Annotated in this window: 19 protein-coding genes; all 19 read right to left on the bottom strand. The window is 42.4% G+C overall.

All coding sequences use genetic code 11. From position 1 onward, the window contains the following. The coding region (locus AC1DLM_RS27500) for a DUF3388 domain-containing protein (protein WP_477571742.1) at positions 1-676 on the bottom strand (676 nt) is incomplete at its 3' end. A 144-nt stretch (positions 677-820) separates the two neighbouring features. After that, entirely contained in the window at positions 821-1,672 is an 852-nt protein-coding gene (locus tag AC1DLM_RS27495) for a hypothetical protein (RefSeq protein WP_441991998.1), read from the bottom strand. A 92-nt stretch (positions 1,673-1,764) separates the two neighbouring features. After that, complete coding sequence (locus AC1DLM_RS27490; protein ID WP_477571741.1) at positions 1,765-2,016, bottom strand: DUF3243 family protein; 252 nt, start codon at positions 2,014-2,016, stop codon at positions 1,765-1,767. Between the two features lie 104 nt (positions 2,017-2,120). Beyond that, positions 2,121-2,876, bottom strand: a complete 756-nt coding sequence (ymfI, locus tag AC1DLM_RS27485) for an elongation factor P 5-aminopentanone reductase (RefSeq protein ID WP_441992000.1) — start codon at positions 2,874-2,876, stop codon at positions 2,121-2,123. Next, positions 2,873-4,162: an EF-P 5-aminopentanol modification-associated protein YfmH gene (gene yfmH / locus AC1DLM_RS27480; RefSeq protein ID WP_477571740.1), complete on the bottom strand. Its 1,290-nt coding sequence runs from the start codon at positions 4,160-4,162 to the stop codon at positions 2,873-2,875. The genes ymfI and yfmH overlap by 4 nt, the downstream gene beginning before the upstream one ends. 3 nt (positions 4,163-4,165) lie before the next feature. Then, a complete protein-coding gene (gene yfmF, locus AC1DLM_RS27475; protein WP_477571739.1) occupies positions 4,166-5,446 on the bottom strand; it encodes an EF-P 5-aminopentanol modification-associated protein YfmF in 1,281 nt (426 codons plus the stop codon). 95 nt (positions 5,447-5,541) lie between these two features. Next, positions 5,542-6,321: a spore cortex-lytic enzyme gene (gene sleB / locus AC1DLM_RS27470; protein WP_441992003.1), complete on the bottom strand. Its 780-nt coding sequence runs from the start codon at positions 6,319-6,321 to the stop codon at positions 5,542-5,544. Between the two features lie 115 nt (positions 6,322-6,436). Further along, positions 6,437-8,989, bottom strand: a complete 2,553-nt coding sequence (locus AC1DLM_RS27465) for a DNA translocase FtsK (protein WP_477571738.1) — start codon at positions 8,987-8,989, stop codon at positions 6,437-6,439. Positions 8,990-9,052: 63 nt separating this feature from the next. After that, positions 9,053-9,292, bottom strand: a complete 240-nt coding sequence (locus tag AC1DLM_RS27460) for a YlzJ-like family protein (protein WP_441992005.1) — start codon at positions 9,290-9,292, stop codon at positions 9,053-9,055. Beyond that, complete coding sequence (locus tag AC1DLM_RS27455; RefSeq protein WP_436242817.1) at positions 9,289-10,029, bottom strand: ClpP family protease; 741 nt, start codon at positions 10,027-10,029, stop codon at positions 9,289-9,291. Before AC1DLM_RS27455 ends, AC1DLM_RS27460 begins: the two co-directional genes overlap by 4 nt. A 173-nt stretch (positions 10,030-10,202) precedes the next feature. Continuing rightward, positions 10,203-11,879, bottom strand: coding sequence for a ribonuclease J (locus AC1DLM_RS27450; RefSeq protein WP_477571737.1), 1,677 nt, complete (start codon positions 11,877-11,879; stop codon positions 10,203-10,205). Between the two features lie 171 nt (positions 11,880-12,050). Further along, positions 12,051-12,914, bottom strand: coding sequence for a 4-hydroxy-tetrahydrodipicolinate synthase (gene dapA, locus AC1DLM_RS27445; RefSeq protein ID WP_441992007.1), 864 nt, complete (start codon positions 12,912-12,914; stop codon positions 12,051-12,053). A gap of 26 nt (positions 12,915-12,940) precedes the next feature. Further along, positions 12,941-14,158: an aspartate kinase gene (dapG, locus tag AC1DLM_RS27440; RefSeq protein WP_441992008.1), complete on the bottom strand. Its 1,218-nt coding sequence runs from the start codon at positions 14,156-14,158 to the stop codon at positions 12,941-12,943. 42 nt (positions 14,159-14,200) lie between these two features. Continuing rightward, a complete protein-coding gene (locus AC1DLM_RS27435; protein WP_477571736.1) occupies positions 14,201-15,241 on the bottom strand; it encodes an aspartate-semialdehyde dehydrogenase in 1,041 nt (346 codons plus the stop codon). A 36-nt stretch (positions 15,242-15,277) separates the two neighbouring features. Further along, positions 15,278-15,871: a dipicolinate synthase subunit B gene (locus tag AC1DLM_RS27430; protein WP_056625070.1), complete on the bottom strand. Its 594-nt coding sequence runs from the start codon at positions 15,869-15,871 to the stop codon at positions 15,278-15,280. After that, positions 15,868-16,767, bottom strand: a complete 900-nt coding sequence (gene dpsA, locus AC1DLM_RS27425; RefSeq protein WP_477571735.1) for a dipicolinate synthase subunit DpsA — start codon at positions 16,765-16,767, stop codon at positions 15,868-15,870. The genes AC1DLM_RS27430 and dpsA overlap by 4 nt, the downstream gene beginning before the upstream one ends. Positions 16,768-16,920: 153 nt before the next feature. Then, the gene (dut, locus tag AC1DLM_RS27420) at positions 16,921-17,349 is read right to left on the bottom strand and encodes a dUTP diphosphatase (protein ID WP_441992013.1); all 429 of its coding nucleotides are present in this window, start codon (positions 17,347-17,349) and stop codon (positions 16,921-16,923) included. A gap of 13 nt (positions 17,350-17,362) precedes the next feature. Beyond that, positions 17,363-18,619, bottom strand: coding sequence for a M16 family metallopeptidase (locus AC1DLM_RS27415; protein ID WP_477571734.1), 1,257 nt, complete (start codon positions 18,617-18,619; stop codon positions 17,363-17,365). Between the two features lie 108 nt (positions 18,620-18,727). Then, entirely contained in the window at positions 18,728-19,705 is a 978-nt protein-coding gene (locus tag AC1DLM_RS27410) for a polysaccharide deacetylase family protein (RefSeq protein WP_477571733.1), read from the bottom strand. Positions 19,706-19,826 lie beyond the last annotated feature (121 nt).

The raw sequence follows: 19,826 nt of genomic DNA, 5'->3' as shown, positions 1-19,826 counted from the left end.
CAATAATATAATCGAAGTGATTATAGGTGTATTCCGATTCGCGAATAAAAATGTCTGGATGCTCGATAACCTTTGTTGAAGGCAGAGCCATAATATCTTGCAAAAGACTGTAATGCTTCTCGTTGGAACGAATTGTCGAAACAATACCGTCAATGATATAGACATTGTTTGGGGCCATTTCATCCTCAGAAAGCTGACTGCGAACAGTTTGTCTCAATAAAGTGGAAGAAACAAATGTCCAACGTTTATTCGCACAAACACTGCCTGCAATAATTGATTCCGTTTTGCCAACACGCGGCATGCCACGAAGTCCAACAACTTGATTGCCTTCACGTTTGAATATTTCACCCAGGAAGTCAACTAACAAGCCTAACTCGTCTCGCGTAAAGCGAAATGTTTTGCGATCGTCGGAATCGCGCTCTATATATCTGCCGTGGCGAACAGCCAAAATATCAACTAATTTTGGAGGTCTCAAAGCAGTAATAGTAATATTATCTACTTTTCTCAACATTTTACCCATTAAATCAATTTTTTCTTCATCATTTGTTTGTAGAAGCATGCCACGCGTACGATCTTCAACCCCATTAATCGTCACGATGTTAATATCCAGCATACCCATTAATGAAGCTATATCACCTAATAAACCGGGACGGTTCTTGTGAATTTTGTACTCCATATACCATTCTTTAACGTCCAATTCTTCCACCTCATCATCATCTCTGTCACTCATATCTGTAAATGAACCAGACTGTTCATGTCCATTTAATTAATTTCTACAAATTCCGCCATAATCCTTCTCAAAAACCAAACTACCCTGATATTATTTCATTTTTAGTTCCTTTAGCTCTTGCGGATTGTAATTTTGTATTCCTTTTTGCCAAGCATGCGTTTTCATCATGGCGAGCCGGTTATCAAAAATTTGTGTCCAATTCAGATCTGCGCTTAGCGCCCCGGCAAAATCCATTACGGATACACCCAAAGATTTAGCTCTCTGCAACTGATCTTCACTTACTGGGCTGTAAAAAATAACCCATGCTGCACGATGTTGATGTACTTGAAAAGTCAACTGCTGAAACCATTGGTTGTTATTATTTAGCAAAACAATGTGATCGGCTTCCTCGGAAGGCGCCCATGCAGATGGAATTGGACGCTCACTTTGCGTCACCCATTCGATAACCGCATTTTGAAACAGAAGATCTTGAATCGCCTTATTCTTCATGGTTTCCATCTGTTGCAAGTCCAATTGAAGTAAAGATGCCTGCTCATTCACGGTAATTGCGCTGCCTTCTGTAAACGGCTGACTTTGTAAAAAAGTCCATTTACCCGTTGTAAGACCTAATGCCATCTTCTCATTAGCTGAAGGGAATAGCTCATTTCCAACAACGTATATGTAATCATATGTTTTCGATTTTAGTTTCGAATCCACATTATCATCCAGTGCATTTAAATCTTTGACCCATTCATAAGCAATCGAATTTCCGTCTCGCCAATTTTTTAGAGTTTGACCTAGCACGTCTTTGGCTGATGCTGATAACCCGCTACTTGAGAGCATTAGAACAGACATTTTCTGATCGAGCAGTTCTTGCTTAATAACTGGAATTCCACGATTCCCGCAACCAGCAAGTAGTGATAATAATAAGGTTAAAATAAGTAATAATCGCGTCTTATGCATACTTGGATAATTCCTTTCCAGCTTAAAAGCATGCAAAAGCCTCCGAAAGAGGAGGCTTTCACATCATACCCTATTGAATTGTAAAACGGTTATTAACCTTTGTCTACTAATTTTACCATGAGGCGCGCAAGAGTATGCTTTTCCTGTTCATCCCCAGCATCCCACAACTCTTTGAGAACTCGTTCTTGCTCATTTTGAGGATCTACCTTATCTGCCAAAAACTCCMCAATTTGAAAAGCGAGCTTGGAGATGGTTTCATCATTCATCCCTGCATGTCCAGCCTGACTCACGCGTTCAGCCAAAAATTCTTTCCATTTGTCGAACACTTTAAGTACAGTAGCCATAGTAAGAAGCCTCCTTTGAGTTATGAGAAATGGTCATTACATACGTAATATGCGCTTCTCAAAACAGAATTATGCGTGGACTTCTCTACCATGGATACTTGTAATTAAGTAAGCCAGCCCCCGTTGGGTGAGATGATTTGACCTGTAATATAACCGGATTCAGGCAAGGCTAAGAAATAAACAAGCGATGCTACCTCATGTGGAGATGCGAGCCGTCCAACAGGTATTTCGTTGGTAATAGCATCAATCTCGTCAGCCTGGAAGCCGGCCATCATATCGGTTTGAACAGCCCCCGGTGCTACGGCATTCACCGTAACACCCGATGGAGCGAGTTCTTTGGCTAGCGCTTTCGTAAACGCATTAAGGCCACCCTTGGCCGTTGAGTATAGTACTTCACACGAAGCACCAGAGATGCCCCATATTGAGGATACGTTAATGATGCGACCATACTTTTGTTTAACCATAGCAGACATAAAAGCTTGAGTGCAAAGGAAAGAACCCTTAAGATTAACATTCATAACACGATCCCAATCTTCTTCTGTCACATCAGCTAGCATCCCATAGTGAGAAATACCTGCATTATTAACGATGATGTCTGGTACCATGTTCATTTGATCAAGCTTATCTCTCATTTTGAGAATCTGCTCATGCGATTGAATATCCGCGGATACCGTCAATACCGTTGCCCCTTGCTTCATGCAAGAACGGGCAATTTCATTGGCTGCTTCATGTGAATCCCGATAATGAATGACAATCTGCATACCTACCGCGGCGAACCGTTGGGCTATTGCAGCACCAATTCCCCTGCTAGCTCCCGTAATCAGCACGGTCTGTTCACTAAATGGTTTACCAACACTCACGATGGTTCACGACTCTGTACAATGGATACTGCGAGCTTACTCCAATCAAAATGCTCACGGAAGCGACGATTCACATCTTCAAGCGTTAGCTGTTCATAAACAGGCAAGATATCGAAGAGATCGATCCCTTTGAACCGATATTTGGTATATTCATTCGCAATGGATTCAGGTGAGTTCATCATGCGCAAGAAACTGCCAATCTTCTTCTTACGACTGCGTTCGAAAGTGACACTATCGAGTCCAGCTTCTTTCCTTTTTTCAACCTCGTCACGAATCCTTGCAATAAGCTGTTCCGGATCCTTGGTATCCCCTCCAACAATGGAGAAAGCATACCCATCACTACAGTTATACTCATGACCGAAATTATCAGAAATTAACTGATCATCATACAGTGTTTGATAAATATCAGAGCTGGAGCTAAATAAGATATCCAACATTAATTTGGTCGTTAATTCTCTTACCAGTAAAGGCTTGCCTGTCACCGCTGGTGCGGCTTCCTTGAAGCCCATTAAACATTTCGGCAAAGAAACTGGAAGTAAGATAAGCCTGCGAGCTTCCTTGACTTCGACTGGCTCTTCAGGGAAGAACCTTTGGATCTCGCCTTGTGGCGGAAAAGTTTTAGCAGCTTGATTATCTTTCACTAACGTAATAACCTCTTGAGGATCTACGCCTCCTACAACAAATAAACTCATGTTGCTCKGATGATAGAACGTGTTATAGCACTCATATAACGTCTCTTTGGTGATTTCTGCAATTGACGCAACAGTTCCGGCAATATCAATATGAATCGGATGCTTCGCATACAAAGATTCAATTAAGCCGTAATAACTTCTCCAGTCCGCATTATCCTCGTACATCTTAATCTCTTGCCCGATAATCCCTTTTTCCTTTTCAACATTCTCATCCGTAAAATAAGGGTTTTGCACGAAATTAATTAATGTCGTTAAATTTTCTAAATAGCGATCCGTCGATGAAAATAAGTAAGCAGTCCGGTCAAAACTTGTAAAGGCATTGGCCGATGCACCATTCGTAGCAAACGTTGCAAAAATGTCTCCTTCCGGTTCCTCGAACATTTTGTGCTCTAAGAAATGCGCAATACCGTCCGGTACTCGCACGACATCTTTACCATGAACTTGAAAATGATTATCAATTGACCCATATTGGGTTGTAAAAGTTGCATACGTTTTCTGGAAACCTGGTTTGKGTAACACGAACACATGCAGCCCATTATCAAGCTTTTCATGATAAATGGTTTCATCAAGATGTGGATATGGCATACTCTGCATGGTTTACTCCCCCTTCTGATCCCGTAAAAAATATATCGTGTCCAATTGCACTCGTTTCGCAACTTCTGCTATTGCCGGTATATCCACTTGCTCGACTGCAGAAATTAAACCCGCTACCGTACGCTCTTTTCCTGACAAAATGGCATTAAAATCAAACGAGATCAGCTCAAACGCTGAATCTTGTATTTCACGCAACTGATTGGAAATCATCGCTCTTGTTTGACTCCATTCAATGTCAGTGATTTCTCCCTGTTCCAAAGCTTTCAGTTGTTTACGTATGATATCCACGGCTTTCTCATAGTTAGCCATCTCAATACCGGACTGAATGGTCAAAATGCCTTTATGTCCATCAAAACGAGAAGAAGCATAATAGGCTAGACTTGCTTTCTCACGAACATTCGTAAATAATTTGGAATGCGGATATCCGCCTAGAACTCCATTATACATAAGTGCAGCCGGGTACTGATCATCGCTGTATGATAGGTTTGTACGAAGACCCATATTCAGCTTCCCTTGGTTTACATCCAATCGTTCTACGATCGTTTTCACTTCACCTGTTACGCCACGCGGCGCAGATGTGACATAGCTAGCATCAGCATTCMGCTCAATCGCGAACGATTGCTTCACAATTTCTTCAACTTCACTTAGCGTTGTGTTGCCAACAACATATATATCCATCGGTGAAGTTTGGAGCCATACTTTATATTGTTCGTAAAGCTTCTCCGCATTCATACCGTCGATATCTTCTATTTTACCCAAAGGATGCAGTCGATACGGTTCATCGCTGCACATTTCTTCCATACAACGTTCGGCAGCATAACGAATTTTATCATTAATAACCGATTCAATTCGTTTACGAAGTGTTTGCTTCTCTGCATCTACATATTTCGTGCGAAAATGTTGATCTTCTAATGCTGGACGAGTTAACGTTTCACCCACAAAATCAAGCCCTTGTTTCAGCAAAGAATCCGCTGATTTCACGAATCGATCATTGATAATGTCCATTCGTAACTGAACGATTTGGTAATCGCCTCGCTTATAAATATCAAAACCAAACCMTGCACCGTACAAATCATCTAAATACTCCCGGAATTGCTTCGTTTCAGGACGTAGCTCTGTACCTCTGCGAAGGATAAAAGGTGTTACTGCCGTACTTGTGACCGTTTCTTCATCTAATTGGCGTCCTATGTATACGGAAATGGCAAATGTTTTGAAACGATCTGTCGGTAGAACGTGTATACGGATGTGCTTCCAACTGCTGCGCTCAAATTGAATAGGCTTCAAAGGTCAGTCTCCCTTCTATGTCCGTGTGATAAATCCATTATATTCCTATACGAAGAGGAGAAGCAACCAATTGTGGTTCCTTCTCCTTGTCCAATTTACACACAGAAAATGTGTTTGCCAATTTTTTTAATTTGTTTTCTTGTCCAAATCCATTTGGACGTTGCCGTTTCTGGGTTGAAGTAATAGATGCAACCACCAGTTGGGTCCAGTCCATTCAAAGCATCCCTCACGGCTTTTTTCGATGATTCATTCGGTGTTAGCCATATTTGACCATCAGCAACAGCGGTGAAAGCACCTGGTTGAAAAATAACACCAGAAACYGTGTTCGGAAAACTTGCCGATTTCACTCGATTTAAAATTACTGCCGCTACAGCAACTTGTCCAATGAATGGTTCACCACGCGCTTCACCATTGACAGCATTAGCCATTAAGTTAATATCCTGTTCCGAATAACCAAGATTGTTGGAGGGCGTTAGATTGGCAGGTGTATTCGTACCTGTACCATTATTGTTAGCTCCCTGATTGTTATTCGCTGTTTCTGGTGCTGAAGGTTTCCAACTCTTTGTTGCTTCCCATAACTTTAATTTGGTTTTCGGTCCAACAATACCATCTACCGTCATGCCAAACTCACCTTGGAATCGCTTCACTGCTGTTAATGTCTTGTACCCATAGTCGCCGTCGATACCGCCATTATAAAAGCCAATGAATTTCAGCCTACCTTGAAGTTCATATACATCTGATCCAGTGGCGCCATAGCGTACTTCATTCTTACTAAATGTTTCTTCCGTCGGCGGATTGAATTTGCCCTTCAATTGAAAAGAAACTACCAAGACAAATACGATACAAAATGTAATGACAATTAGTCGTTTATTCATTCCCCTTCTCAACCTCACTTTTCAAATTACAACCTTTTCTTGCTTATTATGAGAAAGTGAGTCCATGATTATACAAATAAAACACTCCCCTAAGGGAGTGTTTGTCTAAAATGGATTATGAGCTAATCCGGTTATGATGATATTGTTCAAGAGAGATCAGTACTTCACGCGGTTTACTGCCTTCATAAGGGCCAACAACCCCTTTAGCTTCCATTGCATCGACAAGCCTAGCAGCACGTGTATAACCGACTCTCATTCGCCGTTGAAGTAAGGATACAGATGCTTGCTTCGCTTCCAAAACAATTTGAACGGCTTGATCGTACAGCTCGTCCTCAAATTCATTCTGCTGCTCTGGCATTTCTTCAACCTGTGGTACGAGTTCCTCCCGATAATTTGCTTGTTCCTGTGTTCGTACGAACCCAACAACCTGTTCAACTTCACCATCCGAGAGGAATGCCCCTTGGATACGTACAGGCTTGGATGCACCAACTGGCAAGTACAGCATATCACCACGACCTAGTAATTTCTCCGCTCCTACCATATCCAAAATCGTGCGTGAATCCACTTGCGAAGAAACACCAAAAGCGATACGGGATGGAATGTTAGCCTTGATAACACCAGTAATAACGTCAACGGAGGGACGTTGTGTCGCAATAATTAAGTGAATTCCCGCAGCCCGTGCCATCTGAGCAAGACGACAGATGGAATCCTCGACGTCATTAGCTGCTACCATCATGAGATCTGCTAACTCATCCACGATAATCACATAGTAAGGCAGCGGCGGTGCAGTGCCACTCTCTGTCAACATCGCGTTATAGCCTTCAATATTTCGTGTCCCGCTCTTGGAGAATAGCTCATAGCGTTTCTCCATCTCGACAACGATTTTCTTGAGCGCTAGAGATGCTCGCCGCGGATCCGTAACTACAGGTGCTAATAGATGCGGAATGCCATTATACACATTCAACTCAACCATTTTCGGATCGATCATTAAGAACTTCACTTCATTTGGCTTTGCTTTATACAAAATGCTAGTGATAATCCCATTGATACAAACCGATTTACCAGATCCGGTTGCACCAGCRACTAGTAAATGGGGCATCCTTGCCAGATTCCCAACAATCGGTTGACCCGAAATATCTCGTCCAAGAACTACGGATAGTCGTGAGCTAGACTCCTGAAAAGCAGTCGTTTCCATGACTTCTCGCATCGTAACAATGGAAACTTCTAAGTTTGGCACCTCGATACCTATCGCAGATTTTCCTGGTATAGGTGCTTCCATCCGAATATCCTTTGCTGCAAGTGCTAGTGCAATATCGTCGGTTAAAGAAACAATTCTGCTAACCTTCACACCCACATCAGGTTGGATTTCATAGCGCGTTACCGCAGGACCTCTTACTACCTCGAGAACCTTTGCTCGAACTCCGAAGCTCTCTAATGTTGCTTCAAGCTTTCTTGCATTGGCTTTGTAATCCGCCATTTCGCTTCCTTTGCCTAGGGCTGGCCTTGCTAATAAATCAAGCGAAGGTATTTCATATGGACGAGTCACAATGACAGGAGCATCTTGAAACTCAATTGTGACTGGCTCATTCTCATCTCCATCCACACTAGTTGGAACTGTTGTTGTACTATTGGCTACTGAAGGAGTTGCAGGTCTAACAACTTGTTGTGCTTCTTGAATAACTTGTTCTTGAAAATCACGAATAATCGGTGCTCCAGCAGGTTCATCTGTATTATGTATTGGTTCAGCCGTTGGATGTACAGGGTTCGAGTAAACAACTTCCTCCCCGGCCACATCAGCTTCGCCCTCTGACAAATTATCCTCGATATCATCCCGTTCTCTTGCCGCAGATTTCTTCCGGTTCTCCTTAATTGGTCGGAGGAGCTCCATAAACAAAGGCGTTTTCTTCGCCCGCTTAACTGGTTGAAACACTTCTTCATCAAATTCATCATCAACCGGTACGTAGGCCGGCTTCTTCACCTTAGCAGGCGCACTTCCCGCTGATGCAGCCTGAGCCTGCGGCCCACGACCATCTCGGTCCTGTAGCCATTCTTTCATTCTGTCTTTAAAATTTTGTCCTACATTACTGAAACGACCCTTCACGATATTACCTAGATCCACATAAGAAACACCTGTCGCTAGAATAAAACCCATAACAAAAAGCATATATTGGATTAATCTGGCTCCAAGGTAATCGAATAGGAAATAGAGGATGCTGTATAAAAAAGCGCCTACCATTCCTCCACCAATACCATGTTCTAAGGCTGCTCTTCCAGCTTCTGTAGGGTGCAATCCCTCCAGCATGGCAGACCATGTCGAAGAAATGACTTTACCCGATGTAAAATCGTTGTTTGGATACAGCTGAGCAAATAAATCAATATGATTCTTGATTAATAAGCCAAGAATGAACAACAAAATGCCCGCTTTCTTGGGAGTAACCATTTGTGGCCAAGCTCGTTTGATCATTGCGTATAAGGCCACGTAAATGAAAATAAGTGGTATAAGTGAATACCAAGTCCCCACAAAAAAACGAAACAAATAAATCAAAGAATTTCCGACATGACCTTGATGTGCAAKGGCAATGACCGAGAAAATCAAGATGAGGATTCCATACAGCTCGAATAATAAGCTGGTTTTTACAGCCTTCGTCTTTTTCCTGCGTTTCGCCAAGATTGTCACCCCCAAGTCCACATTATACCATATTTGACTCGAGGGATGATACGGGAACAAGTCCTAACGAGCTGAATTGACTGCCAGCTGAGGTTGATAGGAAATGATGCTGCCAGGCGTATAAAGTTCATTCAAATAATCTTGTGGATTACAGCTATACAACCTTACAATACGTGCTTGATAGCCACTTAACGGCTCAATTTGCATCATGAAACCATCTACTTCAACCTCTAAGTATTGTGGGCTAAACGCATCGAAACCTTCAAATATAACCTCCATCGGAATCACGGAATAATGGATCACTGAACAAGCCCCCCAGAGTTCGCCACTTTCTTCGCTTCGATCCGGCTGTTCAGTTCACGAATGGCATCGCCGATGCCACCTACTTGATTGATTAATCCATATTTAACAGCATCAATACCAATTACCGTTGTGCCGATATCTCTCGTAAGTTCACCTGTCTTAAACATCAACTCTTTAAACTTCTCTTCCGTTACGTTAGAATGTTTCGTTACGAACCTTACAACACGTTCTTGCATTTTATCTAAATATTCAAAGGTCTGAGGTACTCCGATCACCAAGCCATTCATTCGAATCGGATGAATTGTCATGGTCGCTGTTTCTGCGATGATCGAATAGTCAGCAGATACGGCGATTGGAACGCCAATACTATGTCCGCCACCTAAGACTAATGCAATCGTTGGTTTCGATAACGTCGCGACCATTTCAGCAATAGCTAAACCAGCCTCCACATCGCCCCCTACAGTGTTTAATATGATCATGACACCTTCAATTTTGGAATTCTGCTCGGCGGCTACAAGTTGAGGAATCAGATGTTCATACTTGGTCGTTTTATTCTGAGGTGGGAGCACTATATGTCCCTCTATCTGTCCTATTATCGTTAGACAAAAAATATTGGATTCACCAGAAACTGTGTTCGTTTGTCCTAATTGCTGGATATTTTCGAGAACGGCATTTTTCTTGACTTCCTCTGTTACCGGTTCTTGTTCCTGTTCTTTCGAGCCTGGTGCTGATGCCACTTCATAATCCCCTTTCAAATTAAGCTACAAAGACAAGTTGTTCAAGATCTCCCATAGTATGAATAAACTTGTATACTTTCATGCATACTTCACTGTGCTGCAACAAGAAAAAGCTCCCTCCAATTGGAGAGAGCTTTACTATTTGCATAGGCTCAAGTGACTTGTTCGAGTACCTAAACTTCCATAATGATAGGAAGAATCATTGGTCTTCTTCTGGTTTGTTCATATAAAAAGCGTCCGAGAACATCTTTCACATTTGTTTTTAAAGATGCCCATTCATTTACATTTTCATTCATAAGTTTTGTTAACGTATTTGTAACGATTCGATTGGCTTCTTCAAGAAGTCCTTCGGATTCACGAACATAAACAAATCCGCGTGAAATAATATCTGGGCCGGACAAAATTTTGCCATCTTGCTTACTAAGTGTAACCACGACAACAAGAATTCCATCTTGCGACAGTAATTTACGGTCACGCAACACGATATTGCCTACATCCCCTACACCTAGTCCATCAATTAGGATGTTGCCGCTTTGAACTTTCGATCCTTTGCGTGCAGCCCCATTTTGAATTTCTACCGTATCACCAATATCGCACATGAAAATGTCTTCTTTAGGAATGCCGACAGTTTCGGCAAGGATAGCGTGTTGACGCAGCATGCGATATTCGCCATGAATTGGAATAAAGTATTTAGGCTTCATCAGGTTAAGCATTAACTTTAATTCTTCCTGACTACCGTGACCTGAAACGTGAACACCAGTTACTGATCCTGGTCCATAAATCACGTGGGCACCGATGCGCATAAGCTCATCAACCGTTCTGCCAACGTAACGCTCATTTCCTGGAATCGGAGTTGCCGCAATAATAACCGTATCCCCTGGTAAAATATCAATTTTACGATGGGTTGAACGTKCCATTCTTGTTAGTGCAGACATCGGTTCGCCTTGGCTACCCGTAGAAAGGATAACTACACGATCAGCTGCAAGCTTATTAACTTCCTCTGGCTCAATCAACATGCCATCTGGAATGTGCAAGTAGCCTAATTCGCTAGCAATCGAAACCACGTTGACCATACTGCGACCAATTACTGTCACTTTGCGATTCGTTGCAGCAGCTGCATCAAACACCTGTTKGACACGGTGAATATTCGATGCAAATGTCGCAATGATAACTCTTTGCTTCGCTTTACGAAACACTTCTTCAATCTCAATCCCTACACCGCGCTCAGAGCCCGTGTAGCCAGGACGTTCTGCATTCGTACTGTCTGAAAGCAAGGCAAGAACGCCTTTCTTTCCGATCTCAGCCATACGATGCAAATCTGCGTATTGCTCATTAACTGGAGTCTGATCAAACTTAAAATCTCCCGTATGAACAACAACACCTTCTGGCGTATCAAGTGCGACACCCACAGAATCCGGAATACTATGATTGGTCTTGAAGAAAGTGGCCGTAAGAACGCCAAGGGGAAGAACAGATTCCGAATTGATTAGAATTCGATTCGTCGTTCCGAGCAAGTTCGCTTCCTTCAGCTTAGCTTCAATAAGTCCCATCGTTAACTTCGTAGCATAAAGAGGAACATTAAGGTGTTTAAGCACGTAAGGTAAGCCACCAATGTGATCCTCATGGCCGTGAGTGATGATGATGCCGCGTACTTTATCCCGATTCTCTGTTAAGTACCCGATATCTGGGATGACAATGTCAATTCCGAGCATGTCCTCCTCTGGAAATTTCAAACCACTGTCAATGACAATAATGTCGTTCGCATACTGAACGCAATACATATTTTTTCCGATTTCGCCCACGCCGCCAAGAGCGAAGATCAAAAGTTTATCAATATTTTTTTTGGACAAGAATATACCTCCTTCATAGATTGGACGACGAATTTTAAATGAAAAAACCGAACTAGTCACTTGCAACCATTATACATGAAAAAAAACAGCAAATACAAGTTAATACTGAATACGTTTAGATTTCCCAAAAAAAGAAAACCGATGCCGGAAGCACCGATTCATTAGGCATGATCATACAAAAAGTGATTGAATGAATTGTCCTTCTTGCTCGGATACACGAACTAACGGAAGTCGAACGCCGCCTGTTTCAATCCCCTTAAGTGCCAAAGCATGCTTAATTGGCGCAGGGCTCGGTGCACAAAAGATACCAGTGAATACAGGATGAAGCTTACGATGAAGCTCAGCAGCTTGCTGAATGTTGCCTTCTAGATAATACTTTATCATAGTTTGCATTTCTTTTCCAATCACATGACTCGCTACGCTGATAATCCCTTCACATCCAATAGCTAAAGAAGGCAAAGTATTACTATCATCTCCACTATATACGAGGAAATTAGGGGCAGCATGTGTAAGTATACGTGTCATTTGATCCGTATTCGAGCAATCTTTGGTCGCCACGATATTCGGTATTTGGGAAAGACGAATCGTTGTATCCGCATCCAGGTTCACACCTGTACGGCCAGGCACATTATAAAGCACGACAGGTGTATGAACAGCCTCTGCTATTGCTTTGAAATGTTGATACAAACCCTCCTGTGAAGGACGGTTGTAATAAGGAGCAACTAGAAGTAAAGCATCTACGCCAATCTTCTCTACTTTACGCGAAAAAGCAATTGTATGGATAGTGTCGTTGCTTCCTGTACCTGCAATGATTTTGCAACGCCCAGCCGCTACACGAACGGAAAGTTCAATAAGTCGCAACTTTTCATCTTCTGATAACGTTGGCGACTCCCCTGTCGTACCACAAATCACAAGGCTATCCGAATGTTGTTCTTCAATTAAATAATTAATTAATGGCTCTACTTGATCCCAGTTGACCTGCAACTGATCATCAAATGGAGTAACCATTGCCGTGACTACTCTTCCAAAACTCACTTGGTACGCCTCCTGACTTTCTTGATTTATTTAAACAAATTAAATTTCCGATGAAGTGCACGCACTGACTTGATCATATCGACACCTTGGACAAGCACCCAAATGGTTGTATTCGAATCAGCTGATTGCAAAATTCGGATATCTTCCACGGTTAATGCTTCAACAATATGCGCCATAATACCTGGTACGCCATTCATTCCGCCACCAATCACGGACACTTTCGCACAGCCACTCGTAAACTTGGGCTCGTAACCCTGCGCTTTAAGTAATTGAACTGCACGTTCAGCTTCATGATCAAAGACCGTATATACAACGCCTGAAGGGTTCACATTAATAAAATCAACACTAATCTGATGCTGAGCCATCGTTTTGAATACACGAAGCTGAAGATCAAATTCGCCATCAACGGCAGCAACCTGGATCTGTGTAATATTCGTAAAATGAGCAATCCCCGTAACAAAGCGATCTTTAACATGGTTAATATCTGTCGAGGTGTTGTCAGAAGCGGTGACTAGCGTTCCTTCTTCCTTGGTGAAAGTTGATCTCACACGAATAGGAATATTCGCTTGCATGGCAACTTCTACAGCTCGTGGATGAATGACTTTGGCACCATTGTGTGCCATATTACAAATTTCACTAAAGCTCACACGTTGTAACGGTTTAGCATCTTCAACGATTCTTGGATCCGCTGTCAAAATACCATTAACATCTGTGAAGATATCCACAATTTCTGCTTTGAGAGCGGCACCAAGTGCTGTTGCTGATGTGTCACTGCCCCCGCGGCCTAATGTAGTCATCTCATCATTGCTTGTTTTCCCTTGAAACCCAGTGACAATGACAACCTGATCTTGCTCTAACAATTCAAGAATCCGATTAGGCTTCATCGCAATGATCTGAGCATTACCATGATTCTCATTCGTGATCAGACCAGCTTGCCCACCCGTCAAAACTGTAGATCGAATTCCTGTTTTGTTCAATAAACTACACAAAAGTACGGCAGATATTAATTCTCCGCATCCCATTAACATATCGAGTTCCCGTGCGGGCAGCCCCTCCCCATTCTTCCGAACGAGGTCTAAGAGCGTGTCAGTCGCATAGGGTTCCCCTTTTCTTCCCATCGCAGAAACAACAACAACTAGTTTATAATGTTGAATTAGTGCGTCTTGAATATGTCCAATAACGTGTTCTCTAGCTTGTGCGGTGGAAAGTGAAGTACCTCCGAATTTCTGGACAAGAATTCGCATGAGTTCCCCCCATTTTCACTGCTCAAATAAGCAGTTTGCTGATTATTGTTGCTCTATAGCAATATATTCAGCAATTTRCACGGCATTCCAAGCAGCACCTTTTAACAAATTATCTGAAACAATCCACATGTTAAGCGCTTTAGGGTTGCTTAAATCACGGCGCACACGCCCTACGAAAGTTTCAAGCTTACCTGCAGCATCAGTAGCAAGTGGATATTGTTGTTCTGCCGGATTATCAACGAGTACAATTCCAGGAGCATTTGCGAGTAGTGTTCTCACGTCTTCCATGTCGAAATCTTCTTTCAATTCTACATAGACGGATTCAGAATGCCCGTAAACTACTGGAATGCGCACGCATGTAGCTGTGACCTCAATGGACTCATCGCCCATAATTTTTTTCGTTTCAAGAATCATTTTCATTTCTTCATTTGTAAATCCATTATCTAGAAATTTGTCAATTTGCGGAATAGCATTGAAAGCAATCTGATGCTTTACTGGCAAGGAGCCAACTGGTAAAATATCTGGTTTTGCCTCATTACCTGCTAGTACTTCTTTGGACTGTCTAAGCATTTCATTAATGGCTTTAGCTCCAGCACCAGAAACAGCTTGGTACGTGGAAACGATAATACGTGAAATCCCATAACGGTCATATAGAGGCTTAAGCGCTGCAACCATTTGGATCGTAGAACAATTCGGGTTCGCAATAATCCCTTTATGTTCATTGATTTTCTCAACATTCACTTCAGGAACAACAAGTGGTGTGTCTGGGTCCATTCGGTATGCACTTGTATTGTCAATACAAATCGCGCCCGCTTCTACTGCATGCGGAGCCAATGCTTTCGTAACATCGCCACCTGCACTAAAGAGCGCAAGATCAACACCTTGAAAGCTATCCGGAGTTGCTTCTTGCACAACTACTTCTTGGCCTTTAAAGGCAATCTTTACACCTGCAGAACGAGCAGAAGAGAGTAATTTCAATTCCTTGATGGGGAAATTCCGTGCTTCTAGTAGACGGATGATTTGCTCGCCGACAGCGCCTGTAGCGCCTACAACTGCAACGTTGAAAAGCTTCTGGTTGGACATATGCTGGTTTCTCCCCCTCAAGTTGACATCTATCTGTTAGTATTGAAATCTCTCAATAATCATGGGCTGCAATTGTTTACCTTCCAGCGCAGCTTCACAAGCTTCCATAATCAAGTCCATCCGGGCCACCAACGAATTTGGTTTAGCTCCTGGTGCATCTTGACCGTAAGGCACAAAGTAAATATTCTTGGTAATCAAAAGTTTCGCAATATTCATTGCATTTAAACCCAATCCATCATTCGTTGAAATTGCTAATACGAGCGGTCTCAAGTTTCTCATTTGTGCTTTAGCTGCCATAAGAACGGGACTTTCTGTCATCGCATTTGCTAGTTTACTAGTTGTATTACCCGTACAAGGAGCAATCACCATCACATCCAATAACTTGGATGGACCTAGCGGTTCTGCATCAACAATGGTAGAAATAATTTCATTACCCGTAATATCTTTCAGCATTTGCTGCCAGTCAGCAGACTTACCAAAACGTGTGTCTGTCGTCATAATTGTATTCGATACAATCGGAATGACACGAGCACCCGCATCTACAAATCTCTTAATTTGAGGCATGACCTCTTCAAGTGTACAGTGAGAACCGGTTAATGCATAACCGACTGTTTTCCCTTGCCAATTCATTCCACATCGCTCCTGTCTTTGAAGTCTTCCTCGATCAGCTGACTTAAGGTGTTAGCCATAATACGGCCAGCTGTTTTGGGGGCGACGATTCCAGGTAAACCGGGCGCTAGCATCGCTTTAATGCCTCTCTTCTCGGCAAATCGAAAATCCGTTCCACCGGGTTTTGAAGCTAAATCGATAATAAGCGCGCGATGTGGGATATTGGTAATAACTTGCGCTGTGACTATCATAGTCGGAATTGTGTTAAAAAGCAAGTCAATATTCCCCACTTCCGGGTACAGATCCTTCGTATAAAAAGGCTGAAAACCCATCTCCCACGCCCTTGCATAATGCTCCGGTTTCCTGACGCCAACCTTGACGGTTGCCCCTAATCCTTGCAAAGTTTTGGCCATTGTGAACCCTGTTCGACCAAAACCCAAAACCATACAAACGGATCCATGAATTGTAATATCGGTGTTCTGGATGGCCATCATAAGCGCACCCTCTGCAGTTGGAATCGAGTTATAAATGGCTATGTCATCACGATCTAATAACTCTACAAGCCCAATGTCATGTGTTGAAACGATCTTCTTCAAATAGCTCTTCGCCATACCTGTATATACCTTGGCATGTTTCGGCAATGAAGCTATATGCTCATCTGTCAAAATCATCTCTTCACTTGAGAAAATAGATTCCACTTGTCCTGTCTCATCCGTACCTACAACTGGCAATATAAGTGCATCCACATGCCMAAACAACTCCGGATCTAACTTCACATTCGTAACACCGTGAAATTGCCTGCCGAGATTGTCAAATCCGAGTAATATAACGGTAGCGTCTAACTCAGTAAATTTCTGAATTACTTCAAGTTGCCGGGCGTCTCCCCCCATAATAGCAACCGAAATCCCAGTAAGCATTCTTGCTTACACCCCTTCCTCGGTCCGTTTCGATACGTTATAGTATGCGTTCGCCTAAGGATGGGTGACTTCCGACTTTGCATCCGCTGAAACAAGTAAGAACCCCTTCCTAAGAAGAGGTTCTTTCTTATTCGCCTTATGTAGCCGGCAGTATTAGCGCCCTGTATGGCCGAAGCCACCTGAACCACGTACCGTTTCTGACAACTCATTGACAACGGTCAAATGAATTTGTGGTACACGCTGGAATACCATCTGAGCGATGCGTTCATTCCGCTGAATAACGAATGGCTCTTGACCAAGATTAATCAGCAATACTTTAACCTCACCGCGATAATCTGCATCAATGGTTCCCGGTGAATTAAGCGTTGTAATACCGTGTTTATAAGCAAGCCCGCTTCTAGGGCGAATCTGTGCTTCTAGCTCAGGCGGCATGCTTAGCGCGAAACCAGTTGGAATCAATTGACGCTCACCAGGTGCGAGTACAATTGGCTCTTTAACTGCAGCATGCAAATCATAGCCGCTAGCTGCTTCAGACATTTTCTGAGGTAAGAGAATATCTTCTTGACCTTCGATTCTTTTCATTTGTACTTCATAATCAAAGAKAGACAAGCTGATCCCTCCTGAAACCGCTAATGACATCATCCGCATTTCCGACCATGGACAGAGCAAACGGAGTTGCAAATAAAGTTTTCGTCAGTTGGCGAATATGATCCATGTTCACACTTTCAATACGCTCAATCATTTCATCCAAACTATAATGCTTACCTGTCATCAATTCATTTTTACCAAAACGGTTCATCCTGCTGCTCGTGCTTTCTAAACTCAGAATAAGGCTGCCTTTCAGCTGCTCTTTCCCCTTCTTAAGTTCATTATCTGTCATTCCGTTTACGGCAATATCATGAAGCAGCTCCATCGTCACTTTCAATACTTCTTCCGTTTGCTTAGGCGCCGTTCCTGTATAAATGGTAAACATTCCGCTATCAATATGAGAAGAGTGATAGGAATATACGGAATAGGCTAAGCCACGTTTCTCCCGAATTTCTTGGAACAGTCTTGAGCTCATACCGCCACCAATGGCATTATTCAATAAAACCATCGGATACAAATTCTCCTCTTGCAACGACAATCCAGGTAACGACAAACAAATATGGTTTTGTTCTGTTTTCTTCGCATGGAAAATCAGCTCGCTTAGGAAATCTGGTGCATCATAGCTTGTTTCAACTCCTGACTGGGAGAAGTCGCCGAAATGCTTTTCAATTAATTCCTTTACACTATCATCAATATTACCAGCGATACTCAACACGGTATTCTCTGTATTGTAATTTTGTTTGAGATAAGAACGAAGATCTTCTGACTTCATTTTGGACAAATTGTCTTGCGTGCCTAGAATTGTATACCCCAGAGCATGGTTGCCATATGAAGCTTTGGCTAACAAGTCATGAACGAGATCATCCGGTGTATCTTCATACATGGAAATTTCTTCGTAAATAACGTTCTTCTCTTTTTCAAGCTCACCTTCATCAAAGGTTGAATGAAAGAACATATCCGAAAGTACATCCATCGCTAAAGGTAAATGTTCATCGAGTACTTTGGCATAATAGCACGTATATTCTTTGGACGTGAAGGCATTCACATTCCCGCCGATGCCATCAAAGATTTCTGCGATATCTTTCGCCGAATGACGTTCCGTACCTTTGAACAACATGTGCTCGATAAAGTGTGAAATACCATTGTTCGTTTGCGACTCATTGCGTGAGCCTGTTTTTACCCAAATCCCGAATGTTACTGATCGAAATGTGGGGATTTGTTCCATAACCACTCTCAAGCCATTATGTAAGCGATATTTGATCACCAAGGTTCCTCCTCGAAATGGTACACCTAAAAGTCCAATTCTCCTATTATACTTCCTCAGTCTAACAAAAATGTGCCTAGGACTCAAATTAGCAGCAGTAAATCATGACTAATTCGTGATTTGCCCCTGTCCGGTGATCCTTTTTGAGGAAAGAAGGTTAGATACGGTACCTAATACCAACCCTTTTTTCTTAATCAGATTAATCATTCCTGGCAGCGCATCACGTGACGAAACGGTTGGGTGCATCAAGATAAGTGTGCCAGGTTCAACATTGCTGGAGAGTCGTTCGAGAATACGACCTGCTCCTGGATTTTTCCAATCTATCGTATCAAAAGTCCACAACACCGTTTGCAGCTTAAATTCTGAAGCAACTTGAATCGTTTCTTGATTGAAGTATCCGGATGGTGGAGCAAATAATGAGTTTCTAACACCGAGTTGCTTCAGCAAATCTTCTGTTTTCGAAATCTCCTCTACCGCTTTACTCCGTGAGATCGTGCGCATGTCTTTATGTGAGTAAGCGTGATTCGATACTTCGTGACCTTCGCTTAGAATAAGTTTAGCCATTTCAGTATTTTTCTTTAACCAAGAACCATCAAAAAAGAATGTCGCGTGGACATTTTCCTTACGTAACGTTTCTAACATACTAGGCAAGTATTCATTGCCCCATGCGACATTAATCATAAATGAAACCATTGGTTTCTTCGAATTACCTTTAAATACTGGATTGGGACCAAGGTCGTCTAATTGAATTTGCGGCTCTATTTCCTTCATCACATAATTAATTTGATTTGGTGTCAATTGATGCTCTGCCAACTTCAGAGTCTCCTCAATGTCCACTTCAAGACCATTATAACCAGGGATAGCTTTCCATACGGAATCTACTTTTGCATTAATTGGAGCGACCTTTCGGTTTTCTGCCTCTTTGGTTATCGTATCTAGTAAGGTAGATTTTTGGGAAGAAGCAAAAACTGGACGTACGTCATTCCTTGTTCCAACATGCGCACTATCATCTTGAAGCTGATTAATTTTCACACTTTGTATGTAGGTTTCTACACTTGGGATCGCATTCACACTGAATAGAACCATAGCAAAAAAACTCCCAAGCAACATCCATTTTTTGTGGAGCATACACAGGTCCCCTTTCTTCATCTCCTGATTGTATGAAGGTTGGGACAAGAGTAGAACCACTGCATGTCCTCGCAAGTGT

This window comes from Paenibacillus sp. 01T442 (genome assembly GCF_056398345.1).
Note: the sequence above shows the minus strand (reverse complement) of the source record. Positions and strands in the feature narration are given on the sequence as shown.

Bases quoted from the DNA above. Each gene is read 5' to 3' on its own strand.
- AC1DLM_RS27495 (WP_441991998.1), bottom strand. From the start codon at position 1,672: ATGCATAAGACGCGATTATTACTTATTTTAACCTTATTATTATCACTA.
- dapG (WP_441992008.1), bottom strand. From the start codon at position 14,158: ATGCGAATTCTTGTCCAGAAATTCGGAGGTACTTCACTTTCCACCGCA.
- AC1DLM_RS27430 (WP_056625070.1), bottom strand. From the start codon at position 15,871: ATGAATTGGCAAGGGAAAACAGTCGGTTATGCATTAACCGGTTCTCAC.
- dut (WP_441992013.1), bottom strand. From the start codon at position 17,349: ATGAAAAGAATCGAAGGTCAAGAAGATATTCTCTTACCTCAGAAAATG.
- AC1DLM_RS27410 (WP_477571733.1), bottom strand. From the start codon at position 19,705: ATGGTTCTATTCAGTGTGAATGCGATCCCAAGTGTAGAAACCTACATA.